The 12,769-nt window shown below is 30.0% G+C and carries 11 protein-coding genes; 7 read left to right on the top strand and 4 right to left on the bottom strand.

What is annotated here, in order from left to right; genetic code table 11:
* A complete protein-coding gene (locus ACJDT4_RS00150; protein WP_406785496.1) occupies positions 1-1,116 on the bottom strand; it encodes a DEAD/DEAH box helicase in 1,116 nt (371 codons plus the stop codon).
* Between the two features lie 160 nt (positions 1,117-1,276).
* On the opposite strand from ACJDT4_RS00150, the gene ACJDT4_RS00145 reads away from it, so the two are divergent.
* Together ACJDT4_RS00145 and ACJDT4_RS00140 are read left to right on the top strand one after the other, a co-directional pair.
* Positions 1,277-2,485, top strand: a complete 1,209-nt coding sequence (locus tag ACJDT4_RS00145) for a sensor histidine kinase (RefSeq protein WP_406785495.1) — start codon at positions 1,277-1,279, stop codon at positions 2,483-2,485.
* An 11-nt stretch (positions 2,486-2,496) separates the two neighbouring features.
* Positions 2,497-3,147, top strand: a complete 651-nt coding sequence (locus ACJDT4_RS00140; RefSeq protein ID WP_406785494.1) for a response regulator transcription factor — start codon at positions 2,497-2,499, stop codon at positions 3,145-3,147.
* Between the two features lie 47 nt (positions 3,148-3,194).
* Here ACJDT4_RS00140 and ACJDT4_RS00135 read toward each other — a convergent pair whose 3' ends face one another.
* On the bottom strand, positions 3,195-4,862 hold the full coding sequence (locus tag ACJDT4_RS00135) for an MFS transporter (RefSeq protein ID WP_406785493.1): 1,668 nt from the start codon (positions 4,860-4,862) through the stop codon (positions 3,195-3,197).
* 106 nt (positions 4,863-4,968) lie between these two features.
* Complete coding sequence (locus ACJDT4_RS00130; protein WP_406785492.1) at positions 4,969-5,499, bottom strand: PadR family transcriptional regulator; 531 nt, start codon at positions 5,497-5,499, stop codon at positions 4,969-4,971.
* Positions 5,500-5,837: 338 nt separating this feature from the next.
* Here ACJDT4_RS00130 and ACJDT4_RS00125 point away from each other — a divergent pair, with 338 nt between their 5' ends.
* From ACJDT4_RS00125 to ACJDT4_RS00115, 3 genes are all read left to right on the top strand, one after another.
* On the top strand, positions 5,838-6,275 hold the full coding sequence (locus ACJDT4_RS00125) for a DUF6323 family protein (protein WP_406785491.1): 438 nt from the start codon (positions 5,838-5,840) through the stop codon (positions 6,273-6,275).
* 12 nt (positions 6,276-6,287) lie between these two features.
* Positions 6,288-7,712, top strand: coding sequence for a DUF6179 domain-containing protein (locus ACJDT4_RS00120; RefSeq protein ID WP_406785490.1), 1,425 nt, complete (start codon positions 6,288-6,290; stop codon positions 7,710-7,712).
* Between the two features lie 171 nt (positions 7,713-7,883).
* Positions 7,884-8,465: a hypothetical protein gene (locus tag ACJDT4_RS00115; RefSeq protein WP_406785489.1), complete on the top strand. Its 582-nt coding sequence runs from the start codon at positions 7,884-7,886 to the stop codon at positions 8,463-8,465.
* A 97-nt stretch (positions 8,466-8,562) separates the two neighbouring features.
* On the opposite strand, the gene ACJDT4_RS00110 is transcribed toward ACJDT4_RS00115, so the two are convergent.
* Entirely contained in the window at positions 8,563-9,576 is a 1,014-nt protein-coding gene (locus tag ACJDT4_RS00110; RefSeq protein WP_406785488.1) for a hypothetical protein, read from the bottom strand.
* Positions 9,577-9,770: 194 nt separating this feature from the next.
* Here ACJDT4_RS00110 and ACJDT4_RS00105 point away from each other — a divergent pair, with 194 nt between their 5' ends.
* Entirely contained in the window at positions 9,771-10,652 is an 882-nt protein-coding gene (locus ACJDT4_RS00105) for a LysR family transcriptional regulator (RefSeq protein ID WP_406785487.1), read from the top strand.
* Between the two features lie 86 nt (positions 10,653-10,738).
* Entirely contained in the window at positions 10,739-12,631 is a 1,893-nt protein-coding gene (locus ACJDT4_RS00100) for an oxidoreductase (RefSeq protein WP_406785486.1), read from the top strand.
* Positions 12,632-12,769: the final 138 nt, after the last annotated feature.

The following is a 12,769-nucleotide window of genomic DNA, read 5'->3' as shown; positions in this document are numbered from 1 at the left end:
TTACATACCACCTTTTAATTGTCTTTTAGGTATGTTTATTTTTATAGCTTTTTCTATTTCCTTTAGGGTCATTTGATCCTTTGGAGTTACAAACAAACATGTGTAACCTGCTTCACCGGCTCTTCCCGTTCTTCCAATGCGATGTATGTAGGCTTCAGCGTTTTCGGGAACGTCATAATTGTAAATGTTACTAACGCCACTTATATCAAGACCTCTTGCAGCAACATCTGTAGCAATTAAATACTGAATATCCCCAGCTCTAAAAGCTTTCATTATTTTTTCACGCTTTTTTTGAGTTATATCGCTGTGAAGCTTTATACAGTTATAGCCATGCTGGTGAAGCATTACTTCAAGCTCATCAACTCTTCTTTTTGTTCTGCAAAATATAATAGCCATAAAAGGATTATCTTCATTTAAAATGCTGCGCAGTGTACTTTGTTTTTCATTTAAATTAGTCTCTATTATTTCCTGTTTAATATTACTAAGCGTTGCTTCTTCTTTTTTAGTTGTAATGAATTCAGGATTTAGCATGTATCTATAAGCCAATTTTTTAACTTCGGGACTTATTGTAGCAGAGAAAAATAATGTTTGGTGTTTTTTTGATGAAAACTTAATAATATCTTCAATGTCCTTTTTGAAACCCATGAGTAACATTTGATCAGCTTCATCTACTACAAAAGTTTTTAACTTGGCAAGATCAATTGTTTTTCTGTTAAGATGATCTAAAAGTCTGCCGGGAGTTGCAACAATTAAATGAGCACCTCTTTTTAATTTTTTTAGCTGAGAATCTATATCCTTGCCACCATAGGCAGATAGAATATTTATATCCTTAACTTTTTTTAACTTATTAGCTTCTTCTGCTATTTGTATGGCAAGCTCTCTAGTAGGAGTTATAATCAATGCTTGAATAGAGTCTATTTCAGGTGATATATTTTCAAAAATAGGAAGCAAAAAAGCAAGTGTTTTTCCAGTACCTGTTTGAGCCTCTGCAATGACATCTCTTCCAGCTTTTATGCTTTTAATGCTTTTTTCTTGAATTTCAGTTGGTCTGTTGATTCCTGATGTTTTTAGTATGTCAATTATACTTACGTCAATACCTAATTTTTTAAAATCCATTTTTATCAAACCTTTCTTTAAAATGCATGAACCAATTAATGATACCATGAATCAGTACTTATTGTAATATTTTAAAATCATTTTATTAGTATTATACATAGAATAGTTTTACATGATATAATTGTTGGAGAAACCTTTTAGTAGGAATGGAGTTGATTATTTGCCAAGTAAAAGTGATAGATTTTTAGTATCTATAAGGTACATTTTTTATATTTTAATTGCAATAAGCGCTTTTTTTTATATTCATTTGGCTTATCAAAAAATTTACGGTTTTATAGCAATTTTTTTTATATATATTATAAATACTCAAATTAGAATTTATTATTTAAAGAGTAAAAATTATAAGCTGCTGTCCATAATTTTAGATTTTATATTATGCGGTCTTATGTATAAATGCATTAATAATTTTATTATTTTGTATTATTTTATATCTACACTAGATGCAGCGGTTATGCTGTCTAAGCGCTGTTCTTCTATCATACTTGGATTTTTCTGTATAGCTATAAGCTTTGAAGCTTTAAAGTTTCCGCTAGGACTAAATACCGCATATAATATTATGAGCATTCTTTTTAATATTATGCTGATAGGTACTTTTGGCTTTATGGGACAAAGTGTCAGAGATGAAAAAGAAAGAAAGCTGGAGGCTCAAGGGCTTTATGATAAGTTGAGAGTATCGGAAGACAAACTAAGGGAAGCTTATGAAAAGCTTGAAAGATATTCTGAGACTGTAGAAGAACTGAGTATTTTAAGAGAAAGAAACAGGATATCGAGAGAAATACATGATTCTGTTGGACATACTTTGTCTGCAGTTTTAATACAGCTTCAGGCGCTAAACTATGTTGTGGATAAAAATAATGAGCAGGGTATAAGTATGATAAGTGAAATGACTTCCTTTGTTAAGAATGGCATAGAAAATGTAAGAAGGACAGTTAGGAAGCTTAAACCAACGGATTTTGATAGGTATGAAGGCATTTTTGCTATAGAGGAAATGATAACAAAGTATAAAAAATTAACAGGTGCTGAAATAAGACTAATACTTTCAAAAGAAAAAAGGCCATTAAGTTCTGATGAAAGTTTTATTAGTTATAGAATTGTACAAGAAGCCTTAAATAATGCAATAAGGCATGGACATGCTTCCTTGATAGAGGTGTCAATTCAGTTTTTAGAGGATAAACTCTACATGAGAATAAAGGATAATGGAGTTGGCACAGATAAGATAAATAAAAGCTTTGGGATTACTGGTATGGAGGAAAGAGTTAAAAAGCTAGGTGGAAACCTAGAGGTTAAAAGTGAAAAAAATAAAGGTTTTGAAGTTACTGTAAATATACCTAAAATAAGTGATGATAAAACAGATATGATAAGAGAGTAGGAGGGATGATTTTGGACGAAATAAAGGTTCTTATTGCTGATGACGAAAAGCTTATACGTGAGGGTTTAAAGATAATATTGAATGCAAATAGCGATATAAGTGTAATTGGAACTTCAGAAAATGGTGAGGCGGCTATAGAATTTTGCAAGAAGGAGCAGGTTGATGTAATTTTAATGGACATAAGAATGCCGGTTTGTGATGGTGTTAGGGCAACTAAAATAATTAAAAGCGGATTTCCGGGGGTGAAAATTTTAATTCTTACAACCTTTAAAGATGATGAATATATTTTTGATGCCATGAAATTTGGGGCTAATGGGTATATTTTAAAGGATACCTCCTATGATGTGATAATTGATGCCATAAAAAGTGTATACAAGGGAAATGTAGTGGTTAATCCAGAGGTGGCATCTCTAATGGTTAGCAGCATAAATAAAGCACCTTCAAATAATTTAGAAAGCATAAAAGATAAATACAAGCTTACAGATAGACAAATAGAAATAATAGTATGCATAGGCTCTGGACTTTCTAACAAGGAAATAGCTGAAAAGCATTATGTAACAGAGGGAACTGTAAAAAACCATATTACAGAAATTTTATCGAAGCTTGAGATGAGAGATAGAACTCAAATTGCAATTTTTGCACTTAAAAATGATCTTGTATAAATAAAATTTATAAAAGAGGCTGCTGGCTAGTAAAGCAGCCTCTTTTATTATATTATATTTTCAGTAGTATTTTCATACTTAAGAAGAGGCTTTTTTTCTTTGTCACTGAAAAAAGCAAAAAGTATACCAGGTATTAAAAATAAACATCCACATTTAAAGGTGAAGCTAAAAGCTTTTACTGTATAGGTCTTAAAGGAATCTTGAATTACTGGAAAAATTCTTTTAGTTTCCTTCTTTTGCTTATCAAAACTGAGCTTAACTTTGTTTTGAAGCATAGGAGGGATTGATTTTAAAGTTAAAGCTTCTTTTTTATCAATTTCTTTTATTGTATCAGAGAGAGTTTTACTTTTTTCGCTGCTAGTTTTTAAGGATATAATCATCTCTTTTTTTGCATTTGAATCGAATGCAGTATCAGCGTTTATTGTTTTTATTACAGAGTTTTTAGCATTAGACATTTGCAGAGTCATGTTTGAAGTAAATATACTTAAAAAAATAGCAACACCCAGTACAGTACCAAGAGTTCTTGTCATATTGTTAACACCTGAGGTTATTCCTATTTTGTCTTTTGGTACATTTTTTACCATAGAATTCATTAAGTTAGACATGCTTAATCCCATTCCCGCGCCGCCTACAATTAATCTTAGAATTATTTCCATGGTAGTTGAATCTTTAGTAAGAGAACTGTATAAAAAGCATGATAGTGAAAGTAAGCACAAACCTAAAGCACTTAGCAATCTTGCTTTGATTTTCTTTACCAAGATAGCAGATAGCATAGAGAAAAACATTGAGCCTAAAGCCATTGAAGATATTATAATACCTGCATTAAGCTGGCTCAAACCTTTTACTTGAATGAGAAAAAATGATAAAAAATATGAGCCAGACATCATTCCAAGTCCAAGTAAAAATAGTGCAATGGCACCGCTTGTAAAAGGTATAATTTTAAATAAACTTAGAGGAAGCATAGGATTTTTTACTTTTAGCTCTGTAATTACAAATAGAATTAAAGTGATAAATGAAATTGCAAAGAGAGAAAGTATAAATGATGATGTCCATCCTTTTTCGTTTGCTTTTATTAGAGCAAAGGTTAGTGTAAACATAGAAGCTGATATGGTTAAAATTCCAAGAACATCAATACTTTTATTGGCAGTAGAATCATAAGATTCACTTATGAATTTAAAGGTTAAAAGTAAGCATATTATGCCAATAGGGATATTTATAAAAAACACATATCTCCAGTTTAAAAATTCAGTTATGAAACCTCCAAGAGAAGGACCACTTGCAGCAGCGAGACCTGCAAAAGCTCCCCAAAGTGCCATTATTGGACCTCTTTTTTCTGGTGGAAATATTTCTACGGATAAAGGAACAGTAACAGGAACGACAAAAGCAGCAGATAAACCTTGAAGTGCTCTAAATAATATGAGCATTTCAATTGAAGTTGAAACGGCAGATAAAGAAGAACTTAGTGTAAATAAAAATACACCGCACATAAATAATTTTTTTCTTCCAAATTGATCAGCTAGCCTTGAAGCAGTTATTATCATTGCAGCAAATGCTAAATTATAAGCATTTACAACCCAAGAAATATGATTCATTGTTGTGCCAAAGTATTCAGTCATTTTAGGTAAAGTAATGTTTACAATAGTTGTGTCTAGGAGAGCCATAAAAAATCCTAATATTATGGCTATAAATGATATTATTCTGTGTTTAGTGTTCATAGCAAAGCCTCCAATAAAATATATTAATATATAATAAATTACTATAAGATATAGTAGTGAGCTAAAAAATATAGAAAGTAAGTACTTTCTATAAAGAATATGTAATTTAAACATTATAGTGTTTTAATACTTTTGAAGACCAGCTTTCTAAAAGATCATATAAATCTTTGTAGAGATCAAGAAGTAAAAATGCATGGTCTGGTGTTCCTTTAATTTTTAGTTGCTTATCATAGTTAAAATTCATTTGAGTCTTGGTTTCATCAAGATTTTTTTTAAAGTTTAACAAAAGTTCCTTTCTTTTTTCCAAAGGGACGTTTTCTACATTAGTTAAGAAAGCGTTAAAGTCAAAATATATGCGTCCGATGTTATTTGAACTATATTCCATAAGTTCGCTAAAATAAGAAAGTCCTTTTTTATTTATAGAATAAATTGTTTTTTCTGGCATTTCTCCTTCTTTAACAGTTCTTGAATCTAAATAGCCATTTTTGTATAATTTAACTATGTTTTTATATATAGCAGGATTGCTGATTTTTAACCAGTAATGGAGCTTCCAGGTCTCGAATTCCTTAACCATCTCATAGGCACTTTTTTCTTTGTTCTGCAAGTATCCAAGTATTATTAAATCTATTTGAGACAAATTATCACCTCTATGTTTTATACTACTATAAAGTATAGTGGCATGATGCGTTTATGTCAATAGCTAAAAATAATTTTTTCAACTTTTCCATTGATAGTGGAGAAGTTTAGCTGTAGCTTGATTAATACATTTTGCTAACTAATTAAGATATAGGTACAACTATTGTTCCAAGGCTAGTTGAGGTTGGCTGTGTTTTTTTATTACAGAATTATCAAATGAATTTAGATTTGGGTTGACTTGTATATAAAACATGATTATAATGAATACGATATTAAAATAAAATTATAACATATTTAATTGAAAAAGTCAATATAATTTTTAAAAAAGAGGTGCTTTTTATGAATTTACCTAATATTTTAAATTTAGAACAATCAAGTCTTAGCGAATTTTATACTAATGAATTACTTCAAACTAATGAAGAAACTCAAAAATATGGATTAATGTTAACTTTAGAGGATGCAAAGCAAATTATAAAACAAAGAAATAGAACACTTAAATGCTACGGGAGAATTGATTTGAATTTTGATGCTGTGAAAAAAATAATAAGGGTTTTTAGTTCATCAACTTTTATAGATGATAAAAATTATGTAGATATTATAACTGGTCTTGAGGAAACTTTTTATTATTTAAAGAATGAAACAGAAGATCAAATTGGCGATGATAAGTTAATTAATATAATGAAAAATTTGTTTGAAAATTCCTGTGAGGGGTCTGTTGAATTATTAAATAGTAAATTGGAGGAATTTTCAAGAACTTTTAGAAAGAATTTAAGTTAAGGAGATGATGGTGTGGCTTTGAAACTTGAAAATAAGTTATTGGCAAATAGCGAGAGAAAGATAAATGTTAAAAAGTTAAATAAAAATCAGTATATAATTTCGATTTTTAAAGAAGCAATAAAAATTGGATTAATGAATGAGAATGAAATAATTAGAATTCAAGTTGATATAATGAATTTACTAAAGGATTTAATTTTGAGATATACGAAAGGAGAAAGTACTTCTGTCACTGTAGAAACCTCTGAAAGTTTGATTAATTCTATTTTATATGCGATAGACTTTTATATGCTTAAAATGGATAGTCCAGAAGCAGCAGTTATGGAACTAAAGCAAAAGAGTATAAGACAAATATACGAAAACGGCATTGAACTTATTAGAGCTTGTATAATTGATACGAAAAAGTTGTATGGAAGAATAAAGAGAAACAAGCTTAGGATTGAACTTGAACCTTATAATACTACTATAGAAGAAATATCATGCTTTTTTGAAGAATATAATATAGTTTTTGGAGCACATAATGGGATGGGAAGCATAGATTACCCCTTGGTATTTGACGATATGACAGTAAGAGGAGTTTCATATATTAAAAATTATTTAGAGCATTTAGAAATTGAAACTGAATTTTGCAGGCTGTTTAGTGAAGAAGATATTAATAAAATTCTAGTTGGCTATGAAAAAATGTGCAGGTTAAGTCATAACATAGAGTTAATAAACATATTTGAAATTTTAATAAATAACTCTATATTTTCTGTTTTGTGTGGTAATAAAGCAAGACAGCTAAATATAACAAAATATCAATTTAATAAGATAAATGAAAAACTTAAAAGTGTTACAAACATAGACGAGCTTATAAATGAGGCTGTAAATAGAGTGGTTTATGATTTAAAGATAAAAAATAAATTTCTTATAGGATACATAGATAACTATAAGAAATTATTTGAAAAGAGACTTATAAGCGTATTGGAAAATGACCGCTTAGATATTTTTATAGTGGTAGAGAGTAAAGAAGAGGTAAAATACACTTTTGTTTTTGATGAAGGGAAAAGGATGAGTGAAGGTGAATTCAATTCAATGGTAAAAAGAATAATGAAGGTATCAAAAATTGAGGATAAGATTGAAATTATAAATTCAAATATTCATTCACTTCAGGATTTTATAGATATTTTTAATTGCGATTGCTTTTTTGGAGAAGAATTCGAAAATGTGTTTAATTCATTTTCTGATATTGAACTTACTATTTTTGTAAAAGTAGTGTTTTATGAGGAACTTAGAAATGAAAAAGCTGATTTATCAACTATTATATCTCAGAAGAGAGATGTTGAGACTGAATGGCAGGAATATTTTATTAAATTTATGGAGGGGTTATGCAGGGAGAGAGTGACTAAAATTGAAGAAATGCTTGATAAAGTAGATTATGAGGAAATCAAATTTTATTGATAATACTTATTTCTAATAGAAGAAAAAAGCGAAAAATAAAGAATATAGGAAAAAAATAGATTATATGTAGGATGATAAGGCCATATAAACTTATTTTGATATATATTGTCTGTATATGAAAATTATGATAATATATTAGTGGTTATATATGAAATATGAGGGGGAGAATTTATGTCACAAGCAGGTTATATAGCTATGGGAATATTCTTTGGAGTATTTGTTATTGCTATGGTATTTATTGTAAGATGGAGACTTAAAACTGTCAAGGTAGAGGATGCCAATATACCAGGACAAATTAATGAAATTATAAGAAAAGTTGTTAATAACGCTTCAGGGTACAAAGCAGTGCCGGCTAGATCTAAGCAGAGTGCTGGAAGCATGTTTGTAGAGACTTTAAAGGATAAAGCATTATCAAAGTTAACAGGTCATTATATTTTTACTTATAAACCAGATCAAAACTTTGTTCTGATTTATGGAAACATGCAAATGTTCTTTGTACCAATTTATGAGAAGTTTCATACTAAAGAAATAAAAGCAGATTTAGAGGAGGTTACACAAGTATCCTTGGAGGATGTGAAGAAGGTTAAAAGCAATGGTTCCCATTCATCAATTACTTTGGTATATAAAGAAAAAGGTAAATTTTACTTTGGTACTCTTAATGAATTTTTCTTTAAAGGATCATCAGCAAAAGATGAAAAGGAACAGTTTGCTGAATTTATGCGTGATTTTGAGAATACAGTAAATAATAAATAATAAAAAATGGACTTGCCATACAGGATAAGTCCATTTTTATTAATAGTAAAGCCACATTTTCGTTAATAGTCAAACAAAAATGTGGCTTTACCCTTAGTTAAAACTTTTTAGAAAGATAGTCGGATACAGTTTTTATATCTTTATTATTACCTGAAGAATTTATTTCTTCATCCAACTTACCATCATTATTGAATGAACCATCAGCCTTTTGAAAGAAAACTTTAGCTATTGATGAAGAACTGTCCTCATTAGCAGAAACGATAATGATTATATCTTTTAGTCCGTCCTTGTTTATATCTTTAAATGAGACAGCTTTAGGCGTCACACTGTATGGAAATGGTGAATCAAAATTGTAAAGAATATCTCCGTTTTTATTTGTTAAATAAAATAATGTAGGTATGTGTTTTCCTCCTGTTACTTTTCCTGATACAAAGTTAACATTTCCCCACGAATTTAAATTTACTGTGAAACATTGGTCTTTAAAAGGTGTAAAATTGTTCATATCTTTAAGATTATTTGGTATAAACAAAAAGGCTCCATCTAGAGATAAATCTTTATAAGCGTTTGATTTATTTGTATATTTAATGGTAGCTTTTATCTCATCATTTGCTTTAAAAGTTAATGTAACATTTCCTTTGTCTCCATCATTATCGCTAAACTGGCATTCGGCTGTATTATTATTAATTGTTCCAGTTAGATTTCCCAAATATCCTAGATGATTAGGTATATAATAGTAATAGCTTGGTTCAGCTATTGCATTTGTAGCTAATTTTCCTTCTATTTTTCCATTTGCAATTTTAGAAATGCAGAAAGAGGAATAATTATATGCCTTATTAGCTGATCCTTTTACAACCCATACCTTTTTAATATATTGATTATAGTCAATTGTTTTAGTGCCACTATTTGATGAAGAATTACTTGCTTCAGCTAATGCAGTATCCTTAGAAGTAGATGAAGAATTTGAAACGCTTGTTCCATTAGTCTTTTTAACCGTAGAAGATTGACTTTTAGTAACATCAGATTTTTGGTTTGTATTTGAACAACCTGTTATACCAATACTGAAAGTTAGAATACATATTGTTAATATGGTGGTTAAATAAATTTTTTTCATTAATATATCTCCTTAATATAAAAAAATTATGCATTTGTAGCACCTTCAGGAGTTAGTATATCACTTTACAATATATTGAACAATGAATTTCAATATATTGTAAATAAATTTTAATATATTGAATGTATTTGAAAATGATATAGTATAAGGGTATAAATTAAATTTTTATGAGGTAGATGATGGGGGATGGTTATATGCAAATGAATAAACTTATTTACTTTATAAGTGTGGCTGATAATTTGAATTTTACTAAGGCGGCAAAGGAATGTTATTTGGCACAGTCAGCTATTAGCCAGCAAATAAATTCCTTAGAACAAGAGCTTGGATTTCAGTTATTCACAAGAACTAGCAAAAATGTTGAGCTTACTGAAGCTGGGAAAGTATTTTATGATGGTGTAAAAAATGTAGTGAAAGAGTATAAAAACACAGTAAAAAAAGCTGAAAGTGTGGCTTATGGATATAAAGGAATGATAACAATAGGGATATGCGGCGGAACAGAGGAATTATTTTTGCCACAAATACTAAATAAATTTAAAAAAATGTATCCTTTAGTTGAAATCAATTTTAAAAGAGCATCCTTTGAAAAAATAAGTAAAGAGCTTGAAAGTAAAATTTATGATGTAGTATTTACCTGGCCATATGATATAGAGGAATTAGATAGAATTGATTATAAAATAATATTTGAAGACAATGTGTGTGCTATGATGAATTCTAGTAATAAATTAGCATGTAAACTAAAGGTATCAAGAGAGGAGCTTTCAAGGGAAAATAATATAGTTGTAGCAAATGAGAAAAAAACAAAGACATATGAACACTTCTTAAGCTTCTACAACAAATACAATATTATTCCAAAGTCTATAATAACTGCTGCAGATAGTCCAATTTTAAGCTTAATGATAGATTTAAATATGGGAATAAGTATTGTTCCTAAAAAAGTTAAAGAACTAAATAATGAAAAAGTTTCATTTGTAGAAATAGAAGGAGAACCACATTCAATTAAATTTAGTGCAGCATATTTAAAAGGAAATACAAATCCATGCGTAGATTTATTTATAAATAATGCATCTATAAGATAATCTTATGGTTGCATTATTTTATTGTATTTCTAATTAAAATAAATGAGAATTATAATAGGTGTATACAAGTAATGGGAGGTAATCATATGGACAAGAATTCTAATATTTTTAAATCTATAAAGATAGGAAATTTTACAGCTAAAAATCGTATAGAGGTTTCTCCAGCAGGATCATTTTTATGCTCAAAAGATGGTGGAAATAATGCAGAATTTTTAGCATATACAAGGTCTCTCGCTAGATCTGGAGCTGGAATTGTTACTTTAGGGGTTTCATCAATAGATGAAGAAATTTCAGGGGCACCTATAACCAGTGTTGGAAGTCCCTTATGCATAGCAGATTTAGCAGATATAGCAGAGATAATTCATACATATGGAGCCTTAGCTAGTATAGAATTAGTGTCTGGAAAATATATGCTTATGCCGCCAGAGGTTGTGGCAACAGAAAGCAGTAAAGAAGAAGTAAAACACCTCATAGAACTTTTCGCAAATGCTGCAGAAAGATGCATGATAGCTGGTTTTGATATGATAATGCTTCATGGCGCACATGGAAATGTTCCAGCAATGTTCTTTTCTAAAAAATATAATCATAGAACAGATGAATATGGCGGAAGTTTTGAAAATAGATGTAGGTTTGGCACGGAGCTATTAGAGGCAATACGCAAAAAAGTTGGAAATAAAATTGCAATAGAATATCGTATAAGTGCAGAGGAATTATTAGAAGGAAATTCTGAAATAGAGGAAACTTTAGAATATGCAAAGAAAATTCAAGATAAAGTAGATATGATGCATGTTTCGAGAGGACTTCTTTCAGAAAATTCTCTTCTTCCATATTTATTTCAGCCAACTTATTTTCCACGTGCAATGAATTTAGAGGCAGCTAAAAGATTTAAAAGAGAACTTAACATTCCGGTGTCGGTAGTTGGCAGCTTTGATTTGGAAACGGCAGAAAAAGCTGTATCAAAGGGTGATGTTGATGTGGTTGCTATGATAAGAAATATTTTAGCGGATACTAATTGTGTAAGCAATGCGTATAAGGGAAAAAGCGAAGAAACAAGACCTTGTGTACGCTGTAACACTTGCATTAATAGAACTCATACACAGTTTTTACATTTAAGATGTGCTGTTAATCCACTTATAGGAAGAGAAATTCAATTTCCTAAAATTATAGAAGAAGTTCGAAAGAAAAAGGTAGTTATAATTGGAGGGGGACCATCAAGTCTTGAAGCAGCAAGGGTATTAGCTAAAAAAGGTCACAAGGTTGTTATCTTTGAAAAAAATAATGAACTTGGCGGAGCTTTAAGAATGGCTTCTACTGCAGCATTTAAAAAAGACATGAAAAAGTATTTGGATTGGTCAATTAGAACTGTAATGAACAATCCTAAAATAGAAGTAAAACTTAATACAGCAGCAACAAGAGAAAATGTAATTAGTGAAAAACCAGATGCAGTTTTAATAGGAGTTGGAGCAAAGCCAATCATTCCTAAGTTTGCTTTAAGTGGTACAGAAAAGCTTGCGTGGGTTGGAGATGTGGAACTTAAAAGAGTAAAAGTCGGACAAAATATTGTAATAGTAGGAGCTGGCTTTACAGGTCTTGAAGCGGCACTTAGCTTATCAAGAGAGGGAAAGAAAGTTAAAGTTATAGACATGCTTCCAGAAGAGAGAATAGGTGCTGATGGTATACAAATAAGTATGCTTGCGCTAAAAGAACTTCTTAAAAAAGAAGGGGTAACTTTCACCTGTGAGGTTAAATTAGCTGATGTTACAGAAGAAGGTGCAGTTGTAGAAAATAAATTTGGAAAAAAAGAAGTTATTCCATGCGATACTGTAATTTTATCTCTAGGTGTGAGAGCAGATAAAGAACAGGTTGAATTGTTTAAAGATATAGTAGAAGAAACCTATGCTATTGGAGACTGCAATGCAAAAGGTGGCACCTTGTGGAATGCAACAAGAACTGGTTTTGATGCGGCAATGGAAATATAAAAAAGGCTAATTAGCAATGCTTCGTCACATTAAAAAAATTCTATAAATCTGAAAGAAAATAACAAGTCCATATTGTGAGATGATTTTGTGCAATACGAGGAAACTGGTTCCGTTAATACTAGGCAGTCTTAGCGGGTT

The organism is Clostridium neuense (genome assembly GCF_045310695.1).
Lineage (GTDB): Bacteria > Bacillota > Clostridia > Clostridiales > Clostridiaceae > Clostridium_S > Clostridium_S neuense.
This window is presented reverse-complemented; position numbering and strand designations above follow the sequence as displayed.

What these genes read in the sequence shown, in the direction of transcription:
- ACJDT4_RS00135 (WP_406785493.1), bottom strand. Translation starts at nt 4,862, where the DNA reads ATGAACACTAAACACAGAATAATATCATTTATAGCCATAATATTAGGA.
- ACJDT4_RS00110 (WP_406785488.1), bottom strand. Translation starts at nt 9,576, where the DNA reads ATGAAAAAAATTTATTTAACCACCATATTAACAATATGTATTCTAACT.
- ACJDT4_RS00105 (WP_406785487.1), top strand. Translation starts at nt 9,771, where the DNA reads ATGCAAATGAATAAACTTATTTACTTTATAAGTGTGGCTGATAATTTG.
- ACJDT4_RS00100 (WP_406785486.1), top strand. Translation starts at nt 10,739, where the DNA reads ATGGACAAGAATTCTAATATTTTTAAATCTATAAAGATAGGAAATTTT.
- ACJDT4_RS00115 (WP_406785489.1), top strand. Translation starts at nt 7,884, where the DNA reads ATGTCACAAGCAGGTTATATAGCTATGGGAATATTCTTTGGAGTATTT.
- ACJDT4_RS00150 (WP_406785496.1), bottom strand. Translation starts at nt 1,116, where the DNA reads ATGGATTTTAAAAAATTAGGTATTGACGTAAGTATAATTGACATACTA.
- ACJDT4_RS00125 (WP_406785491.1), top strand. Translation starts at nt 5,838, where the DNA reads ATGAATTTACCTAATATTTTAAATTTAGAACAATCAAGTCTTAGCGAA.